The following is an 18534-nucleotide window of genomic DNA, read 5'->3' as shown; positions in this document are numbered from 1 at the left end:
TTATTTTATAGTGTTTATTGAGGTTTATGGGTTGGGGGTTGTTTATGATGAAATAAATATTGCTGTAAATACATGCAAGGGTTTAGTGTTGTCTAAAAAAAGATTATTTGCTTTAAATTTATCTTTTTTTATTCAATAAAACTCTCACTTCTTAAGTGGGAGATGAATTGCTTACAGTGTTAGTTGTACGGCTCTAGTTAGGTATTTGACATAATCAGTAATTTTTTATAGAATACCTATGCGGAATAATGCTAGAAACTCTTAAAAAATATGCAGAAAATCAAGGCATAGAAGATAATTACCCTAAAAAAATATATAACCAAAAAGAAAAAAAGCCCTAATGGAACAAAGCAATGCAAATAACCAAAGGTTTTAAATATAGAATTCTACCTAAACAAAGAACAACAAAAGCTTATTAATCATCAATGTTTCATCTATATCAAGCCTATAATATTTGTTTAAATTTACAGCAAGAGCAGTGGGATAAAAATAAGAATTTAGATAAAAAAGATAGGAGTTATTTAAAGGCAAGTAAGATAGATAATCAATAAAACTAGCCTTATAAAAGCAAGAGAATTAAGCTATAAAAGTGTTGTAACCCAACAAGCAAGGATTAATCTTCTCGTGCCTTAGAGCAAGCAATTAGAGATAAAAACAAAGGCTTTCCCAAATTTAAAAACTCTAAATTTGCAAAGCAAAGCTTTAATTGGAATAATCAAGCCTACAAAATCAAAGATAGTGATACTACTAAGTTTAAGATATTTAGACTTATGAATACATTTTTTAAAATGCGTTATCACAGAGATTTACCAAATACTTATAAGTTTAATCAAATCACTATTATCAAAAATCACAATAAATACTATTTAGCTTTTAGTATCATTTATGATGAATCAAATGTTTCTTTAATATCTAGCAAAGATTTTGATATTAAAAAAGCAGTTGACATTGATTTAAATATCAATGAGATTACCTTAAGCAGTGGAGAGTTAATAGCTACTAACTCAAAGCTACTTAGTAGAGCTGAATATTAAAAGATTGCAAAGAAAACAAAGCAGGAGAATATTAAAAACAAAAAAGGAGAAAACAAAGTTAAGCCATAATTTCAAAAAAACACAATTAAAATTAAATAAAATCTATGAAAAAAGTTCAAATATCAAAAAGGATAGTTATCACAAGATAACTTCAAAACTCATACAAGAATTTGACTTGCTAGCAGTTGAAGATTTGCAAATTAAGAATATGTCTAAAAGAGCTAAATTAAAGAATATAAAAGCTAAAAGTATCTATTCTTAATATTTCATTCTATCAATTCTCTCAATATCTAGAGTATAAAGCAAAGCATAATGGCAAATTCTTTATAAAAGTCAATCCACAATATACAAGCAAAACTTGTAGTGTATGTGGAAATATCAAAAAAAATCTTATGTTTAAAGATAGAGTGTATCTTTGTGAAAAATGTGGCAACACTTTACATAGAGATATTAATGCTGCAAATAATATCTTAAAGCGTGGATTAAAGTCGTTTGGGTTAGGAATTAGCCTTGAGGACTATAAACTCAAAGCCTTTCGAATTAGCTAATACTAGTTAGCTTTAGCTAGGAAGCTTCTACTTCTAAGCGTTAGCAAAGCTGGAGTGATTTGCATTAAAAATAGAGTATATTGTGAAAGATTTAGCTTAATTTATATACCAATGGTATTTTTATATGAAAAGTTTTTTCATATTGTGGAAATTTTTTAGAAGCTATGCGTATAGTTTCTAAAGCACTTTTATTTAGAAAATCATATTTTGAAGGTTTAAGTATTTTTAAATTTTCTAATTTCTTTTCTTTTGTCCAGGTAAATTCTACAAGAACCTCCCCACTCATACGCATTTTTCTAGCTTGTCTAGGGTAGATTAGGGCTTCATCGATTGCTGATTTTATTTCTTTTAAAAATTCACTATTGCTAGTTAAAGATACGCTTTGGTAAGAGCTGGCTTGTGGAGTTTGTTGCTGCATGATTGGTTGCTGCATGTTTGTATCTTTTTTGGGTTGACTTATTGCCTTTGCATTTGCTGGAGGGATTATTTTTTTAGGTTTAGCGATAGGTTTTTCTTTTCTCGGTTTTATTTTTTTTATTTCTTGCACAGGTTCTTTGGGTTGCACATTCGAAGGCTCTTGTATAGTTTGTGTGGGTTGTGTCGGTTTCATATCGGAGGAATTTTGTACAAAATGTTTGATTGCCATATTAAATTTATTTTCTTTAATAGTTTCATTGGGTTGTATGTGTAAAAAATCTTTAGAATAAAGAAAAACAAAAAATAAAGGTGTAAAAACAAATAAAGTGATAAAAGAAGATTGGTTTTTATGATTGCTTATAAATGTTTTCATCTTTTACTCCGTTATGATTTTATTTTTTGATTTAAATATCTTTATTTCTTAAACACATTCTATGGTAAATTGTTTAAAAAGATAAATTTTGAAACAAATTTCACAGAGAAAAATAACAATCAAATAATCAAGCTTGTATCTAAAAGATATTTAATTTTTGCTATTTACTTCTCTAAAAAAACTTATATTTTTAAGAATTATAGCAAGAAAAAATAAATTTTTAATTAATACTAATTATCACAATTGATACAAAATTTATCTTAAATTAATAATTATTATCATAATATTTTGATTTCTAAATCAATATTTAACAAAAGGAGAAAAATGAAAAAAATATGTCTATCAGTTTGCGCCATTGGTCTCTTAAGCTCCAATGCCATATCGCAAAATGTAGAACTAGATAGCTCAATCGTTAGTGCTTCTGGCTTTACTCAAGATATTAAAGAAGCTCCTGCTACTATCAATGTTATCAGTAAAAAAGAATTACAAAGTAAGCCTTATAGAGATGTTGCAGAGGCTATCGCAGATATCCCAGGCGTTGATTTATATGCTAGCAAGGGAAAAACAGGTTCTTATAATATTACCATGAGAGGTATTACGGGATATACTTTGGTTTTGATTGATGGACGCCGTCAGGGTATTGGCGGGGAAGTTGGTCCTAATGGCTTTAATGAAATTTCAAATTCTTTATTACCTCCAATTTCTAGCATAGAAAGAATAGAAGTTATAAAAGGTCCTATGAGTACTTTATATGGCTCTGAAGCTTTAGGCGGGGTGGTAAATATCATTACCAAAAAAGTAAGTGATAAATGGGAAACTTCTGTAAGTTTGGATGCTCTTTTAAATGAAAATAAAGATTGGGGTAATACTTATGGAACGAGTATTTATTCTAGTGGTCCTTTGATGAATGACAAATTGGGTCTAACACTTCGATTTAGAGAATTTTACAGACAGCAATCTAATGTTGAATTTACAAATGGAAGTGGACAAAGAGTTCAAGGAGATCAAGCTCAAAGTCCCACAAAAGCAAATAATTTTAATATAGGAACAAGAGTCAGTTATTTGGCTAATAATTATAATACCTTTATATTTGATATAGATTTTTCAAGAAATCATTACGATAATAAACAAGGTCAATTAGGAACTATTACAAGTCCAGGTAGAACACCAGGTAGCTTAACGGGTGGTTATGCAGATATTATGGAAGTTGATAAATTTGTAACTTATTTAAGCCATGAGGGTGTTTATGAAAACTTTTCTATCACTTCTGGTTTGCAATACAATAGGGTAAGCAATGATGGCCGTGAAGTCGTAGGGCAAGCTACACAGCCGTTTTTGGGAGAAAATAGAGATATAGTCGCAGAAGATATTATCTTAGATACTAAGTCTGTCATTCCTTTGGGACAAAGTCATATTTTAAGCGCAGGTGGTGAATATAGGCTTGAAAAAATGCAAGATAAAATAGCTAATCCGACCAATTTTGATCAGTATTTATTGGCAATATTTGCAGAGGATGAGTACAGCATAAAAGATAACTTAAGATTGACTTTTGGAGCAAGATACAATCATCATGAAATTTTTGGAAATAATATTTCGCCAAGAGCTTATCTAGTTTATAATCCTACTGATGAACTTACTTTAAAAGGCGGTGTATCTACGGGTTTTAGGACTCCTTATGCAAATCGTTTGATAAATGGAGCTTATAATTATAGTGGTCAAGGTAGATTTCCTATATATGGAAATCCTGATTTAAAAGAAGAGACATCTTTAAATTATGAAATAGCAGCTATTTACAATAATGATTTGTTTTATGTTTCTGCGACAGGTTTTTTAACAAATTTTAAAGATAAAATTTCAACCCAAAGATATAATAAAGACAATATGATTCCAGGAATTGGTACTTGTGGTGCTGATAGATGTTTTAAGGCAATCAACCATGGCAAGGTCGAATATAAAGGCATAGAGCTTGGAGCAGGGATAAGCCCTCTTGATAATTTAAATGTAAATTTTGCTTATACTTATCTTGATAGTGAGGTTAAAGAAGCACAAGATAAAAGTGTGATAGGTAAACCTGAACAGGATAGTTTAAAACACAATATCATGTTAAAAACTGAATACAGCTTCTATAATAAAATTACCCCTTGGATAAAAGGCGAATGGCAAATAGATCGCTATATGGGTGATACGAACATCAATAGAGAGTATTATAAGGATATCTTTTTAGCTTCTATGGGTGTGCGTTATGATATCAATAAGCAATGGAGTATCAATGCAGCTATTTATAATCTTTTTGACAAAAGCTTTACAAATGGTTGGGAATCTTATCAAAATAGCGGTGCTCCTACTTGGGTCAATACTTACAATCGTATAGAAGAAGGAAGAAGAATATATATTTCCATTAATGGTAGTTTTTAAGCTTTGATAGAAAAGCCAAAGAGCTTGTAAAGGCTTCTTTGGTTTTTTGTTTATAGCATCTTGTGCTTTTAAAAAAGTTAAATTATCGAATCTATTTAAAATTTCTTATCTAATTATCACCCTGTTTACCAATCTTGAAATATATCCTATCCTTATAAAAAAGTAACTAATAAAACTTTAGTTATATAGACTAAATAAAATTAAGTATATTTTTTTATATTTATACTTGACAAAATAACACTCAATGTTGTATAATATATCTAGCAATCAAAAAATAGAGTGCTAGCTTTAAAGGAAAACATGATGAAAAGTCGAGATAAAAAGGATTTGATTTTAGAGTCTATTATCCAAACTTATCTTTTGGATAATGCACCTATTGGTTCTAATGAATTAAATTCAAACCTTTGCATACCTGCTTCGACTATACGCGTTTATCTTAAAAGACTTAGCGATGAGGGTTTGATCACTCAGCTTCATATAAGTAGTGGTAGAATTCCTACTATTTTAACGATGCAAAATTATTGGCAAAGTTTTTGGGAAAAAGAACAAGATAAAAATATCCATATCAAAAACGAAAGCTTTTTGAAAGAGTTAAGTAAAGAATTTGAAATTTATTGTCTTGTTTATGGAGGTAGAAGTTTAGTACTTAAAGAAGTACTTGATCTAAATGCTAAGTTTATAGTACTTGATTTTAAAGAAGAAGAGCTCGTTTTAAAATATGAAAAAGAAGCGTGGAATTTTTTACAAAGTCTTATAGGACTTGATCTTTCTAGTATAGAAAAAATAGCTTTGAGAGTTCATTTTATAGATCTTGTAGAAAAAATAGCTAGCTTAAGACAAAATTTGATTTGCTATAGAAGCAATGAAGAAAGAGCTTATCAAATTTATCAAAATGATGAATTTGTTAAGCTCTTAGATTGTCAAATTCACCGTCATTTTAAAGAAAGTCTTGAATTTGAACCTTTATTTAAAGAAGGTTTTATGGGGCTTAAGGTGGATGCGCAGTTTTTGGGCGAAGATGTAAATATTATCTTAGCAGGTAGTGTTTATACGGATTATAAAAAGATATTACAATACATAAAGGAGGCGGCGTGAGCGAGCAAAAGCAAGAATTTGAAAACGAAAACGCAGAAAATTCTGAACATTTGCAAGATGAGAATTTGCAAAATATCGAAGATGTTGAGCAAAACAAATTGCAAAAAGACTATGATGAATTAAAAGACAAATATATGCGTGCAAACGCTGAATTTGAAAATATTAAAAAAAGAATGGAAAAAGAAAAGCTAAGTGCTATGGCTTATGCAAATGAAAGCTTTGCAAAGGATTTGCTTGATGTTTTAGATGCTTTAGAAGCAGCTGTTAATGTCGAATGCCAAGATGAAATTAGCTTAAAAATCAAAGAAGGAGTGCAAAATACTTTAGATTTATTTCTTAAGAAACTTGAAAAACATGGAGTGGCTCTTATCAAAGATGAAAAAGAGTTTGATCCTAATTTACATGAAGCAATGTTTCATGTAGATAGTGAAAACCATCAAAGTGGTGAAGTGGTTCAAGTGCTTCAAAAAGGTTATAAAATAGCCGATCGCGTGATCCGCCCAACCAAAGTTAGTGTAGCAAAATAAATTTTAATAGAAGGATAAAAAATGAGTAAAGTTATAGGTATAGATTTAGGAACAACCAATTCTTGTGTTGCTGTGTATGAACGCGGTGAGAGTAAAGTAATCCCAAACAAAGAAGGAAAAAACACAACTCCTTCAGTGGTAGCTTTTACAGATAAAGGCGAAGTTTTAGTAGGCGATAGTGCAAAACGCCAAGCGGTAACCAACCCTGAAAAAACCATTTATTCTATCAAAAGAATTATGGGTTTAATGATCAATGAAGATGCAGCTAAAGAAGCTAAAAATAGACTTCCTTACCACATCACTGAAAGAAATGGTGCGTGCGCAATAGAAATCGCAGGTAAAATTTACACCCCACAAGAAATTTCAGCAAAAGTTTTGATGAAATTAAAAGAAGATGCAGAAGCTTTTTTGGGTGAAAGTGTTACTGATGCGGTGATTACTGTGCCTGCTTATTTTAACGATGCACAAAGAAAAGCGACAAAAGAAGCGGGAACGATAGCAGGACTTAATGTATTAAGAATTATCAACGAGCCTACTTCAGCAGCTCTAGCTTACGGACTTGATAAAAAAGATAGTGAAAAAATTGTGGTTTATGATCTAGGTGGGGGAACCTTTGATGTTACCGTACTTGAAACAGGGGATAATGTAGTAGAAGTTTTAGCAACAGGTGGTAATGCTTTCTTAGGTGGTGATGATTTTGATAATAAACTTATAGATTTTCTAGCTAATGAATTTAAAGATGAAACAGGCATAGATCTTAAAAATGATGTTATGGCTTTGCAACGCTTGAAAGAAGCAGCAGAAAATGCTAAAAAAGAATTAAGCTCAGCTAATGAAACTGAAATTAATTTACCATTTATCACAGCAGATGCAAGTGGGCCAAAACATTTGGTTAAAAAACTTACTAGAGCTAAATTTGAAGGTATGATTGATTCTTTAGTGGCTGAAACTATCACTAAGATCAATGAAGTGGTAAAAGATGCAGGGCTTGATAAAAATGAAATTAAAGAAATCGTTATGGTAGGGGGTTCTACTCGTGTTCCTTTAGTGCAAGAAGAGGTTAAAAAAGCTTTTGGAAAAGAACTTAACAAATCTGTAAATCCTGATGAAGTTGTGGCTATCGGTGCGGCGATTCAAGGTGCGGTTATAAAAGGTGATGTAAAAGATGTACTTTTACTTGATGTAACTCCACTTTCTTTAGGTATCGAAACTTTAGGCGGTGTGATGACTAAAATCATCGAAAAAGGTACAACTATACCAACCAAAAAAGAGCAAGTTTTCTCAACTGCAGAAGACAATCAAAGTGCTGTAACTATCAATGTTTTACAAGGGGAAAGAGAATTTAGTCGTGATAATAAATCTTTAGGAAATTTCAACCTTGAAGGAATTCCACCAGCACCACGCGGTATGCCACAAATCGAAGTAACTTTTGACATCGATGCAAATGGTATTTTAACTGTTTCTGCAAAAGATAAAGCAACAGGTAAAGCACAAGAGATCAAAATCACAGGTTCAAGCGGACTTAGTGAAGAAGAGATTAACAATATGGTAAAAGATGCCGAACTTCACAAAGAAGAAGATAAAAAACGCAAAGAAGCCGTAGATGTGAGAAATGCAGCAGATAGCTTGGCGCACCAAGTGGAAAAATCTCTAAATGAGCTTGGAGAAAAAGTAGCTGATAGCGATAAAGAAAATATCCAAAAAGCTCTTGATGATTTGCGTGAGACTTTGAAAAATCAAAATGCAAGTAAAGAAGAAATCGAAGCTAAAATGAAAGCTTTAAGTGAAGTTTCTCACAAACTAGCTGAAAATATGTATAAAAAAGATGAGCCAAACACAGCAAATGATAAAAAGAAAAAAGATGACGATGTAATCGACGCTGAAGTTGAGTAATCTTAAAATCTCTATTCAAGCCTTTTTAAAAGGCTTGAAAATTTTATAAAAATTTTCAAGAGATGATAAAATCTCTAAAATATAATTCTTTAATCAGCTTATTGCCTAATTTTTCATTAATTTTTTTAACTAATTCTCTTTGAAGTTCTAGTTTGAAATTAGAGAATTCAATTTCTTGTATTTCTTTTGCTAGAATGGTTTGAATAATAGTATCTCTAATAACGGGTGAAATTTTTGTAAAATCTTCTAAAGAAATTTCTTTTATTAATTCTAAATCAATGGTGCAGTGTATATATTTTTGTCTGCCAGCTTGTGGTAAGTTAAGAATAAAAGGATCTAATGAATAAAAATAACTTGTATGAAAGTTGTATGAAAAATTTCCTTGTCTTATGCTTTTGGAGGGCTTGTTAAGTAAAAAAAGGTAATAAATATAATACAAGATAAAATGCATACAAATAAAAAAATAATTAATACTTCTAGTGGTTTTAGTATTCTTTTTTTTGACATTTTCTTCTTTTGGAATAAAATGTAAATTGTTTGGATTATTTTTAAAATTAACAATACTTTGTTTAAGTCTTGCTAGATCGTAACGAATAAGATTTGTTACGATATTTAAATCCATGGCTTGACTATTATGTGCTGCAATATTTCTACTTTTTGAGAGTCTTTTCATATCTTCTTCGCAAAAAATTACCATAACTTCAGCATCTGCACTATCTTGGATATTTTTTATCGTTTCTTTAATGTTGATTAGTGACATGAAAATAGCTTTTTGTTTGATTTCATTTTTTAAAGCTTGCATAAGCTCGCCTTTGGTTTGTTTAAATATAAAATCAATTTCTTGAAGTATTTTGTCTAGTTTATATAAATTTTATTTTTGCATCATTTTATCCAATATTTGATTTGGACATTTTAACACAAGTAAACCAAAAACTTGTGTAAAATAAAATTAATCTAAAAATTTCTTGGATATAATTTTAATAAACATAAAAAAGGAAAAAATTGAATTTATCATTTAAAACCTTTGAACTTTCGAGTAAAGAACGCCAAAAAGCTAAAAAAGTGCAGGGTAAAAAATATGAAATTTTTCTTAATGAAAATCCCCAAACACATAATGCTTTTAAAGTGTCTTTTAGGGAAGTTTTGAGGTATTATTATCTTTACCCTAAAAATGCTAAGGCGACTTTTAAACTTCCTTTTTTTAAGCCAAATTTAAAGTATTTTCGTACTCCGCACATCACTTGGCTTGGACATTCATCGCTTTTTGTGAGTTATAAAAACTATAAAATTTTAATCGATCCTATCTTTAACACTCACGCTTCACCTTTTTCTTTTATTAATAAAGCTTTTAAAAATGCACCTGTTTATAATGCCAATGATTTTGATGAAATTTTTGCCGTGATTATCACTCATTCTCATTTTGATCATTTAGATGAAAAAAGCGTGAAAACTTTAAAAGATAGGGCTAAATTTTTTATCGCGCCTTTAAAAGTAGGAAATTATCTAAAAAGTTATGGAGTGAGTGAGAAAAAAATCATAGAGCTTGATTGGTGGAGTGGGGTGGAATTTGATGATTTAAGGATTGTTGCAACGCCTGCGCAGCATAGTTCAAGCAGGGGCGATGGGTTAAATAAAACTCTTTGGGCTTCTTTTGTGATGGAATTTTTAAGCGCGGACAAAAGGGTGTTTTTTAGTGGCGATGGAGGATATTTTACACATTTTAAAAAAATCGGGGCTTATTTTGGTGGTTTTGATTTAGTTTGTCTTGAAAGCGGTCAATTTAATGCCGCTTGGCCTTTTTCGCATTCTTTTCCTGATCAAATTTTAAAAGAAGCAAAAGATTTGAATGCAAAAGCTTTAATGCCTATACATTGGGGAAGGTTTTTAGCAGGAACTCATGCGTGGAATGGAGTGGTAGAATATCTTTATGAGAATTCAAATTTGCCTTTGATTACACCAAAAATGGGCGAAGCTTATGAGGTGGGAAGTGAGTTTGAGCAAGATTTTTGGTGGAAAGAAGGATAAAATTAACACAAGTTTATAGTCTGTGTTTTGATTTTTGTTACAATCTTATAAAATTAAAAAGGAGATTTTATGAAAATCACTCAATGGAATAAAGCGGATTTTAGCCCCAAAGAAGTAAAAATCAATGTTTTAATCGATGATGAGCACAGCAAGGAAATTCAAATTTTACTTGCTAAAGATAGCGTGATGAAAGAGCATAAAGCACCCTTTGCTATCCGCGTGCAAGTTTTAAGTGGTAAAATTTGGTTTGAAGTAGAAAATGAGAAATTTGAATTCAATACTTTAGATATGATAAGCTTAGAAGCAAATGTGCCTCATTCTTTAGGAGGATTAGAAGATTCTGTGATAAGACTTAGTTTAAATAAACTAGATAAAGTCCAAAGAGTAAATGCAGTGCTTAAAAAACCTTGATTTTTTGGTTTTATTTTGAAATTTGGGTTTGAGAAAGTTTAAATTTGGGTCATTTGAATTTTATTTGATTGCCTAACAAAGTTAGCAATTCTAGGTTTTAAACCTAGAATTATTTATAATTTTTAATAAAATTTGCTATTCTTTCTATGCCTTTTTTGATAAGTTCATCGCTTGTAGCATAAGAAAGTCTAAAATATCCATCCATGCCAAAACCGATACCTGGAACTACAGCAACTTTTTCTTGTTCTAGTAATTTTTGGCAAAATTTCATAGAATCTTTTTCAATTTTTTGAGTATTTACAAAAAGATAAAAAGCTCCTTCAGGCTTATAGACGCTAATATTTGGAATTTGATGAAGCATATTTAAGGCTAAATCGCGACGCTTTTCAAAAGCTTGACGCATTTTTTCTATATCCTCATCACATTCTCCATTTAAGGCAGGTATGGCAGCGTGCTGAGTGATAGAGCAGATATTTGAAGTGCTTTGGCCTTGAAGTCTTTTAACAGCTGAAATCAAGGCTTTGTTTTTACTTGCCATATAGCCAAAACGCCATCCAGGCATAGCACCGCATTTACTAAGTCCATTGATGGTCACAGTGCGATTTAAAGCATCTTCGCTTACACTTGCAAAAGCTACAAATTCAAAGCCATCGTAGCGAAGTTTTTCATACATTTCATCACTTAATACGATAATCTTTGTACCCTCTAAAACCTTAGCAATACTTAAAAGCTCTTCTTTGTTGTAGATAGAGCCTACAGGATTTGAAGGAGAATTAAGCATTAAAATTTTAGTTTTAGGAGTGATGGCTTTTTTAAGCTGCTCTGCGTTGATTTTAAAGCCATTTTCTTCTAAACCCTCGATAAATACAGGCTTTCCACCTGCAAATTTAACCATTTCAGGATAGCTCACCCAATAAGGACTAGGAATGATGACTTCATCGCCTTCTTCAACTAGACATTCTATACATTCAAAAAGAGAATGCTTTGCCCCTACATTTGTAATAATTTCACTTGTTTCATAGCTAAGATTATTGTCTTTTTTGAGTTTGTTTTGAATAGCTTTTAATACATCAGCAATTCCTGCAACAGCAGTGTATTTACCACAACCCTTTTCTATGGCAGCAATAGCTGCATTTTTGATGGTTTGCGGGGTGTCAAAATCAGGCTCACCTGCGGAGAAGCTGATCACATCTTCACCCTTAGCTTTTAACTCGTTAGCAAGCGCAGTGATTGCTAGAGTGATGGATTCTTCTAAAACTTGTGATCTTTGGGTTAACATCTGTTGTCCTTTTGAATTTTTTGTCTAATTTTAGCAAAAAAACACACTTATGCAGTGAATTTAATTAAAAATTAATAATGTAAAAATGAACTAATGTGCAAATTCGTTAAAGGTTAAAAAATATAAAATAATATATAAGATTTTTATATATTATTTTATATCTGATAAAGCTTTTTCAAGTTCTGCAATTTTTCTCTCTAGCTTTTCGAGCTTGTCTTCGCAGTTTGCATCAACAGCCCTTGTGTTTTCCTTGTTTTTACGACGCTCTTCTACTATATAAGCAGGAATTCCTACTGCGGTTAAATTTGCTCCTACATCTTTAACAACAACGGCATTGGAGCCTATTTTGGCATTTTCTCCTATAGTGATATTACCGAGTACTTTTGCACCCGAGCCTATAATCACTCCTTTTTTGATGGTAGGATGGCGTTTAATACCCTTTTCAAGACTGGTTCCGCCTAGGGTTACGCCTTGATAGATTAAAACATCATCTTCTATGACCGCGGTTTGTCCTATCACCACTCCATTAGCATGATCTATAAAAATGCGTCTGCCTAAAGTTGCACCCGGATGTAGATCTACGCCTGTTAAAAATTGTGAAATTCCGCTGATTATCCTAGCGGTGCGCTTGAAATTTTTTGTATAAAAAAAATGCGCAAAGCGGTAATTTACTACCGCCCATACACCCGGGTAATTAAAAAAAAGTTCTACACAAGAATTATACGCTGGATCTTGTACTTTTGGTTGGGAAAAATCTTCTTTTATAATGCCGAAAAATCCCATTTATACTCCTATGCTTTTTAAATAGCCATTATCATTTAAGAAAAGATAAAGTTCGCCTAAAATGTGTTTTTTCTGCTTTTCATTGACAAGCTTAGAATTGCTAATGCGTTCATTAAGTATATCCATAATCGTATGTATATCATAGTCTAGATCTTCTAAAGCATCAAGTATGGATTGAGCTTCTATAATCCCTTCGATTTCATAGCCTTTTTCATTGACACTTATCGTTGCTTCGGTAGGATGGGTAAAAAGATTGTGCTTCATTCCAAGCACTTCTTGATAAGCTCCTACAAGGAAAAAACCTAGAAAATAATTTTCTTTTTCTACATCTACATCATGCAAAAATAAAGGATTGTTTTTAGAATACGAAATTTCGCCATCGCTATCGCAGGTTATATCCCATATGCTTGCGCTTCTTGTTGGTTCTTCGTCAAGTCTATCAAGTGGCATGATAGGGAAATTTTGCTCCAAGCCCCAAAAATCAGGTATGCTTTGAAAGAGTGAAAAATTTACCAAATACCTTTCTTGCACTTCATCTTGTATAGCAAGTAAATCCGCAGGATTTTGCTTATCACCTAAAAGCAAAATGGCTTTTTTTGTGATTAAATGTGTTAAAATTTCAGCATTAGAACGATCTTGCAAATCCACATAACCTAAGTCAAAAAGTGTTAAGATGCTTTCTAAATGATCGATACTATCGTGCAAATATTCTAAAGCATTGGAAGGCTTTATGCTTTTGTAAAGATCGTAAAGTTCATCGATAAGTTTTGGATTTTGCTTTTTTAGTATAAGCTTGCTTTCTGTGTATTCTTGAGAGAAAAGCTCTAAAACAGGAGCGACTAAAACGGCGTGATTGGCCGCGACAAAACGCCCGCTCTCTATAAAAATATCAGGCTCAAGATCTTTTTTTTGCTCGGCTATATTTTTCAATATAAATACCACATCGTTAGCGTATTCTCTTAAGGTATAATTTCTACTTTTTTCATTTTTAAATTGCGAGTATTCCACTGCTAAACCGCCACCTAGATTGATAGCTTTTAAATTTTTAGCCCCCATTTTTCTAAGCTCGGTATAGATGTTACCTGCTTCATTTAAGGCTTTTTTAAGAGGATGAATTTCAGTGATTTGCGAACCAAGATGAAAATGTATCATGGTAAATTGCTCTAAAAGCTTGTTTTCTTTGAGTAAATTTACAGCTTCTATAAGTTCAGTAGAGGTAAGTCCAAATTTAGAATTAATCCCCCCGCTTTTTGCCCAAATTCCTACACCTGCAGAGTGCAAACGCACACGCAAGCCTATATTGGGTTTAGGCTTAAAGCGCTCCTTAGCTATATCAACAATGGCTTCAAGCTCGTTTAGTCCTTCTATGGTTAAGGTGATATTGTGTCCCATTTCAGCGGCTATAAAACCTATATTTATAAGCTCTCTATCTTTAAATCCATTTACGGTAATAGGCGCATCTTCGTTATTGTAAGCCATGGCAAGTAAAAGCTCAGCCTTAGAACCTGCTTCAAGACCGTAATTATAATCCTTACCTAAACGAACGAGATTTTTTACAAAACCAGGATATTGATTGACTTTTAAAGGATAAACGGCATTGAATTTTCCTTTATAATTAAATTCCTTTCTTGCTTTATTAAAACTTCCATAAATACTTTCAATTTGCTTTTGAATCAAATGAGGAAATCTTAAGAGCAAAGGGCCTTTATATCCATCATCTCTTAGCTCTTTTACTATATCGATAATGGCAGGTTTTTTTTCGTGATTGATACAAACTTTACCATTTTTGATGATAAAATTATCATTTCCCCAGATATCAATTCCATAATTCATCATAAAGCATTCTCCAAATCTGAAATTTTAATCACTTTTTCATCTTTGTTTTCTAAATTTTTATAAAACAAACTTTCGCTTTTTGCTTCATTTTCCCCCATGCAAAGAAAATGTTTTGAATTTATCTTATCTCCATTTTCTAAGTGCTTGGCAAGTTTTCTAGCTTCATAGCTTAAGATTACTTTGTGTTTTTTTCTAAGCTTGGTAGCAATTTGCAAAAGTTTTGGGATATAAATTTCATCCATAGCACAAAGATAAATTCCCTCTCTTTTTTCTAACTCTTCTTTTTGTTCTAAAATGGCTATAATTCTTTCTATACCCATGGCAAAACCTATACCATAGCCACTTTTTCCACCTAAATACTCTATAAGTCTATCGTAGCGTCCTCCACCTGCAATGGCGGCTTTTGCTCCTATTTCATCGCTTATAAATTCAAAAGCCGTTTTAGAATAATAATCCAAGCCCCTCACAAGTTTTGAATCTAACTCAAATTTAACTCCATTATCCTTTAAAATTTGTTGTAGTGTTTCAAAGTCTTTTTGGCAAGAGGTACATAAATTATTGATTAAAAGTGGAGCATTTTCAAGCAAATTTTGACAATATTCATTTTTACAATCCAAAACGCGAATAGGATTTAAATTTTTTCTACGCAAACAATCTTCGCAAAAACCTTCTTTAGAATCTAAGAATTCAACGAGCTCATCGCGGTATTTTGGCAAGCATTGTGAGCAGCCTAAAGAATTAAGTTGAAGTTTGAAATCAATACCAAGGCGTGAGAAAATTTCTACTAGCATTAAAATAATACTCGCATCTTCATAAACGCTAGGCATACCAAAGCTTTCAACTCCAAATTGATGAAATTCTCTTAAGCGACCCTTTTGAGGTCTTTCATAACGAAACATAGAGCCATGATAAAACCAACGCTTTACGCTGATGTTTTTATCTAATTTTTTTTCTATATAGGCACGCACGACTCCTGCTGTGCCTTCAGGGCGCATACAGACTTCATTGCCCCCTTTGTCTGTAAATTCATACATTTCTTTGCCAACGATGTCAGAACTTTCTCCTACACTTCTTTTAAAAAGTATGCTTTGCTCTAAATGTGGAGTATTGATGAAATTAAACCCGTAGTTTTTTGCAACTTCTTCGCAAGTTTTGATAATTTTTTCATAATATAGCGCATCTTTATCGCTTAAATCTTTCATACCTTTTAGAGCATTAATCATTGTAAAAAATCCTTTATTTTTTGGTGTAAATTTTCTTTTGTATCATTTGCATTTAGGGTTAAAACTTGAAGATTTATTTTTTCTTTTAAAAAATAAAGAGTATTTTCAAGTTTATCTTGGACACTTAAGAAATAATCAATTCCGCGTTTTTCTATAGCATCTTGCTCTTTTTGGCTAAGACGTTCTTTGATTAAATTTTCATCGCCTTTTAAAAAAATAACTTTTTGCGGGAAGAAATTTTCTAAAGCAAAGGCATTAAGTCTAAAAAGCTCTTCGTTTTCAAAATCTTTTGCATAAGCCATGCCTGAAATAAAACTTCTATCGCTAATAATGAGTTTATCTTGATTTGCTTTTAAAATTTCCTCACAGTGCTGCGCACGATCAGCTAAAAAAAGCAAAAGCTCGGTTTTTTTGTCAAGTTGATAGGGTTTATAAAGTAAAAGCTCTCTTAGGTGATTGCCTAGTTTGGTTCCCCCAGGCTCTGCAGTAAAAACGGCTTCTTTAAAACATTCTTTTAAAAGTGAAATTTGCGTACTTTTACCAACACAATCCACCCCTTCAAAAACTACATACAAGGCAAATCCTTTAAAAAGGGTAAAATTTCTTTAGGGACTAAAGTGCTGATATCTCCTCCATGGGAAGCAATAGATCTAACTATAGAACTTGAGATAAACGCATTTTTTAAATTTGGCATTAGATAAATGGTTTCAATCTCTTCCCAAAGGGCGTGATTAGCATAGCCAATTTGTAGTTCGTATTCAAAATCACTTACTGCTCTAAGTCCTCTTACTATGGTATTTACTTTGAGCTCTTTGGCTAAATCTACAAGGAGATTATCAAAAGTGATAATTTCTACATTGTTTAAATGTGAAGTAGCAAGCTTTGCAAGCTCCTTTCTTTGTTCTAAGCTAAAACAAGGCTTTTTATGCTCGCTATTTGCTATAGCTACAATCACTTTATCAAAGATTTTAAGCGCTCTTTTAATCACATCTAAATGTCCATTTGTAATAGGGTCAAAAGTCCCTGGATATAAACAAGTCATTTTTACTCCAAAAATTTTTAAAAATATAACAAATTTAAGCTAAAAATTCTGCCATCTTTCGTATAAATTATGAGAAATTCCTAAAAGATCTAGCCATTTTCCTATGATAAAATTTTCCATTTGTTCTAAATTACTAGCATGAGAATAGCTCGCTATAATAGGAGGTGCGATGATAACACCTAGTTGACTAAGCTTGTGCATATGTTCTAAAATTAAAGTTGAAAAGGGCATTTCTCTTACTCCTAAAATCAAACTTTTTCTTTCTTTTAGAGCCACGGCAGCAGCTCGCATCAAAAGTGTGTCGGCTAATCCTGCGTGAATTTTAGCAAGGCTCGAGATAGAGCAGGGTGCAATGATGGTTTTTTCTATACTAAAAGATCCGCTTGCAACACTTGCGCTTAGGTTATTATCATTTAAAAAACAGATATTTTGAAATTGTTCTTGACAAATTTTTTCCAAGTTTTTCTTATTTTCAGCTTCAAAACTTATCTTTGCACCTTCAGTAATAATACAATAAAGCTCGCATTTATTTTCCAAATTTTTTAAAAGTTTAAGTCCTAAATGCGTACTACTAGATCCTGAAATTCCTAATAAAATTTTCATTGTATAATCATCCTATTTTTTCCTGTAACTATACCTTGCATGACTTTACCCTCTTTGTTTTTTGCTCGAATTCTTTCTCCCATATCGGCACTGTGTAAGGCTGTGAGTTCTATTAATACATCAACATTTCCATCACTTAAAACACCTATTATAGGGTCATTGCGGCGAATAAGAGCCATGGTTTTAAACATATTTTCTTTTAAAATAGTATTTTTACTGATATTGCTTTTTGCTATGAGATTGTGAGTGTCTTCAAGAGCGAGAGCGTTAGAGGGAACTTTATCAAAGTCCATAAGTACGCTTTTATAGTCAAAAGCGCCAAGTTTATCTCCTCTTTGTATAGAGCGCTCACTTTTTAATACTTCTAAACTTGCTTGCATAAAATAACGAAAAAATACATTTTTTTGTATATTTTGTGGGGTTTTAAATTCAGCCCTTATAAATCCTTGCGCTTGGTTAAAACGAGCATTGGCTATTCTTATAAATTGATATTGTTCGAAATCTTTAGGTAAAGTAGTGATTTTTAAATCGATATTTTTGATGATTAAACTTGGAAAATTGTTTTTAAATTCTTTGACAAGTGCAGTTTTAATCTCTTCTAAATTTGCACCATGGCTTAAACCAATAAAAACAAAAAAAATAAAAGATATAATTCTCATTGCCAGCCTAATATGGTATTAATCTTTTATATTTTACCCAATACAAATTTACAAAGCCTTTAAAGGCTTTGCTTGGATTAAAAAGTAGGTATAACAGAGCCTTTGTATTGCTCATTGATGAAATTTTTTATTTTATCACTGGTTAGAATTTCTTTAAGAATTAGACTTTTTTCGTTTTTTTCATCACCTTGTCTTACTGCCAGAACTATAGCATATAAGCTGTCTTTATCCTCTATAAAAATTCCATCTTTTAGAGGATTAAGTCCTGCGCCAAGGGCATAATTTGTCGTAATGACTGCTAAATCTACATCATTTAAAGCTCTTGGAAGTTGTGCGGCTTTTAGCTCTATAAATTTAAGATTTTTAGGATT

At 31.7% G+C, this 18534-nt stretch carries 20 protein-coding genes and 2 pseudogenes; 11 read left to right on the top strand and 11 right to left on the bottom strand.

Annotated elements, in window-relative coordinates; translation table 11 throughout:
* The first annotated feature begins 248 nt into the window (after window positions 1-248).
* The 5 genes and pseudogenes from CCO88_RS10300 to CCO88_RS10850 all read left to right on the top strand — a co-directional run bounded on the left by CCO88_RS10300 (window position 249) and on the right by CCO88_RS10850 (window position 1582).
* On the top strand, window positions 249-341 hold the full coding sequence (locus CCO88_RS10300) for a hypothetical protein (RefSeq protein ID WP_002776614.1): 93 nt from the start codon (window positions 249-251) through the stop codon (window positions 339-341).
* 84 nt (window positions 342-425) lie between these two features.
* Window positions 426-551: a hypothetical protein gene (locus tag CCO88_RS11025; protein WP_002852480.1), complete on the top strand. Its 126-nt coding sequence runs from the start codon at window positions 426-428 to the stop codon at window positions 549-551.
* A 219-nt stretch (window positions 552-770) separates the two neighbouring features.
* Entirely contained in the window at window positions 771-1034 is a 264-nt protein-coding gene (locus CCO88_RS10860) for a hypothetical protein (RefSeq protein ID WP_002780047.1), read from the top strand.
* Between the two features lie 4 nt (window positions 1035-1038).
* Window positions 1039-1194 (top strand): annotated as a pseudogene (locus CCO88_RS10855) (RNA-guided endonuclease InsQ/TnpB family protein); the annotation flags it as partial.
* Between the two features lie 15 nt (window positions 1195-1209).
* Window positions 1210-1582, top strand: a pseudogene (locus CCO88_RS10850) (RNA-guided endonuclease InsQ/TnpB family protein).
* 91 nt (window positions 1583-1673) lie between these two features.
* On the opposite strand, the gene CCO88_RS02400 reads toward CCO88_RS10850, so the two are convergent.
* Window positions 1674-2372, bottom strand: a complete 699-nt coding sequence (locus CCO88_RS02400) for a TonB family protein (RefSeq protein WP_002776622.1) — start codon at window positions 2370-2372, stop codon at window positions 1674-1676.
* Window positions 2373-2696: 324 nt separating this feature from the next.
* Here CCO88_RS02400 and cfrA point away from each other — a divergent pair, with 324 nt between their 5' ends.
* The 4 genes from cfrA to dnaK all read left to right on the top strand — a co-directional run bounded on the left by cfrA (window position 2697) and on the right by dnaK (window position 8302).
* On the top strand, window positions 2697-4787 hold the full coding sequence (cfrA, locus tag CCO88_RS02395) for a TonB-dependent ferric enterobactin receptor CfrA (RefSeq protein WP_002839246.1): 2091 nt from the start codon (window positions 2697-2699) through the stop codon (window positions 4785-4787).
* Between the two features lie 300 nt (window positions 4788-5087).
* Complete coding sequence (locus CCO88_RS02390) at window positions 5088-5882, top strand: HrcA family transcriptional regulator (protein ID WP_072215643.1); 795 nt, start codon at window positions 5088-5090, stop codon at window positions 5880-5882.
* Window positions 5879-6409 carry a nucleotide exchange factor GrpE gene (grpE, locus tag CCO88_RS02385; RefSeq protein WP_002780052.1) on the top strand — a complete coding sequence of 177 codons (531 nt, stop codon included), beginning with the start codon at window positions 5879-5881 and terminating at the stop codon, window positions 6407-6409. The genes CCO88_RS02390 and grpE overlap by 4 nt, the downstream gene beginning before the upstream one ends.
* Window positions 6410-6430: 21 nt before the next feature.
* Window positions 6431-8302, top strand: coding sequence for a molecular chaperone DnaK (gene dnaK, locus CCO88_RS02380; protein ID WP_002780053.1), 1872 nt, complete (start codon window positions 6431-6433; stop codon window positions 8300-8302).
* A gap of 55 nt (window positions 8303-8357) precedes the next feature.
* Here dnaK and CCO88_RS02375 read toward each other — a convergent pair whose 3' ends face one another.
* Entirely contained in the window at window positions 8358-9140 is a 783-nt protein-coding gene (locus CCO88_RS02375) for a flagellar basal body-associated FliL family protein (RefSeq protein WP_323694656.1), read from the bottom strand.
* 164 nt (window positions 9141-9304) lie between these two features.
* On the opposite strand from CCO88_RS02375, the gene CCO88_RS02370 reads away from it, so the two are divergent.
* The gene (locus CCO88_RS02370; RefSeq protein ID WP_002814902.1) at window positions 9305-10327 is read left to right on the top strand and encodes an MBL fold metallo-hydrolase; all 1023 of its coding nucleotides are present in this window, start codon (window positions 9305-9307) and stop codon (window positions 10325-10327) included.
* A 69-nt stretch (window positions 10328-10396) separates the two neighbouring features.
* Entirely contained in the window at window positions 10397-10738 is a 342-nt protein-coding gene (locus tag CCO88_RS02365; RefSeq protein ID WP_002776640.1) for a cupin domain-containing protein, read from the top strand.
* A gap of 109 nt (window positions 10739-10847) precedes the next feature.
* Here the strand turns inward: CCO88_RS02365 and CCO88_RS02360 are convergent, their stop codons facing one another.
* The 9 genes from CCO88_RS02360 to CCO88_RS02320 all read right to left on the bottom strand — a co-directional run.
* Complete coding sequence (locus tag CCO88_RS02360) at window positions 10848-12017, bottom strand: pyridoxal phosphate-dependent aminotransferase (protein ID WP_002780059.1); 1170 nt, start codon at window positions 12015-12017, stop codon at window positions 10848-10850.
* Window positions 12018-12167: 150 nt separating this feature from the next.
* Entirely contained in the window at window positions 12168-12800 is a 633-nt protein-coding gene (cysE, locus tag CCO88_RS02355) for a serine O-acetyltransferase (RefSeq protein WP_002780061.1), read from the bottom strand.
* Window positions 12801-14636 (bottom strand): biosynthetic arginine decarboxylase, encoded by a 1836-nt coding sequence (gene speA, locus CCO88_RS02350; RefSeq protein ID WP_002776646.1) that lies wholly within the window; start codon window positions 14634-14636, stop codon window positions 12801-12803.
* The gene (hisS, locus tag CCO88_RS02345; RefSeq protein ID WP_002780063.1) at window positions 14633-15859 is read right to left on the bottom strand and encodes a histidine--tRNA ligase; all 1227 of its coding nucleotides are present in this window, start codon (window positions 15857-15859) and stop codon (window positions 14633-14635) included. The genes speA and hisS overlap by 4 nt, the downstream gene beginning before the upstream one ends.
* Entirely contained in the window at window positions 15856-16434 is a 579-nt protein-coding gene (gene tmk / locus CCO88_RS02340; protein ID WP_002780065.1) for a dTMP kinase, read from the bottom strand. Before tmk ends, hisS begins: the two co-directional genes overlap by 4 nt.
* Window positions 16425-16901, bottom strand: a complete 477-nt coding sequence (gene coaD / locus CCO88_RS02335) for a pantetheine-phosphate adenylyltransferase (RefSeq protein ID WP_002776649.1) — start codon at window positions 16899-16901, stop codon at window positions 16425-16427. The genes tmk and coaD overlap by 10 nt, the downstream gene beginning before the upstream one ends.
* Before the next feature lie 39 nt (window positions 16902-16940).
* Window positions 16941-17504 (bottom strand): UbiX family flavin prenyltransferase, encoded by a 564-nt coding sequence (locus CCO88_RS02330; RefSeq protein WP_002776650.1) that lies wholly within the window; start codon window positions 17502-17504, stop codon window positions 16941-16943.
* On the bottom strand, window positions 17501-18163 hold the full coding sequence (gene flgA / locus CCO88_RS02325) for a flagellar basal body P-ring formation chaperone FlgA (RefSeq protein ID WP_002784424.1): 663 nt from the start codon (window positions 18161-18163) through the stop codon (window positions 17501-17503). The genes CCO88_RS02330 and flgA overlap by 4 nt, the downstream gene beginning before the upstream one ends.
* Before the next feature lie 77 nt (window positions 18164-18240).
* A partial coding sequence (locus CCO88_RS02320) for a MetQ/NlpA family ABC transporter substrate-binding protein (RefSeq protein ID WP_002780071.1) occupies window positions 18241-18534 on the bottom strand: 294 nt, incomplete at its 5' end.

This window comes from Campylobacter coli LMG 9860, assembly GCF_000254135.1.
Classification (GTDB): Bacteria; Campylobacterota; Campylobacteria; order Campylobacterales; family Campylobacteraceae; genus Campylobacter_D; species Campylobacter_D coli.
This window is presented reverse-complemented; position numbering and strand designations above follow the sequence as displayed.

Excerpts from the sequence above, each read along its gene's own strand:
- CCO88_RS10300 (WP_002776614.1), top strand. The coding sequence starts at position 249 with ATGCTAGAAACTCTTAAAAAATATGCAGAAAATCAAGGCATAGAAGAT.
- CCO88_RS11025 (WP_002852480.1), top strand. The coding sequence starts at position 426 with ATGTTTCATCTATATCAAGCCTATAATATTTGTTTAAATTTACAGCAA.
- CCO88_RS10860 (WP_002780047.1), top strand. The coding sequence starts at position 771 with ATGAATACATTTTTTAAAATGCGTTATCACAGAGATTTACCAAATACT.
- CCO88_RS02400 (WP_002776622.1), bottom strand. The coding sequence starts at position 2,372 with ATGAAAACATTTATAAGCAATCATAAAAACCAATCTTCTTTTATCACT.
- cfrA (WP_002839246.1), top strand. The coding sequence starts at position 2,697 with ATGAAAAAAATATGTCTATCAGTTTGCGCCATTGGTCTCTTAAGCTCC.
- CCO88_RS02390 (WP_072215643.1), top strand. The coding sequence starts at position 5,088 with ATGATGAAAAGTCGAGATAAAAAGGATTTGATTTTAGAGTCTATTATC.
- dnaK (WP_002780053.1), top strand. The coding sequence starts at position 6,431 with ATGAGTAAAGTTATAGGTATAGATTTAGGAACAACCAATTCTTGTGTT.
- CCO88_RS02365 (WP_002776640.1), top strand. The coding sequence starts at position 10,397 with ATGAAAATCACTCAATGGAATAAAGCGGATTTTAGCCCCAAAGAAGTA.
- CCO88_RS02360 (WP_002780059.1), bottom strand. The coding sequence starts at position 12,017 with ATGTTAACCCAAAGATCACAAGTTTTAGAAGAATCCATCACTCTAGCA.
- cysE (WP_002780061.1), bottom strand. The coding sequence starts at position 12,800 with ATGGGATTTTTCGGCATTATAAAAGAAGATTTTTCCCAACCAAAAGTA.
- speA (WP_002776646.1), bottom strand. The coding sequence starts at position 14,636 with ATGATGAATTATGGAATTGATATCTGGGGAAATGATAATTTTATCATC.
- hisS (WP_002780063.1), bottom strand. The coding sequence starts at position 15,859 with ATGATTAATGCTCTAAAAGGTATGAAAGATTTAAGCGATAAAGATGCG.
- coaD (WP_002776649.1), bottom strand. The coding sequence starts at position 16,901 with ATGACTTGTTTATATCCAGGGACTTTTGACCCTATTACAAATGGACAT.
- CCO88_RS02330 (WP_002776650.1), bottom strand. The coding sequence starts at position 17,504 with ATGAAAATTTTATTAGGAATTTCAGGATCTAGTAGTACGCATTTAGGA.
- flgA (WP_002784424.1), bottom strand. The coding sequence starts at position 18,163 with ATGAGAATTATATCTTTTATTTTTTTTGTTTTTATTGGTTTAAGCCAT.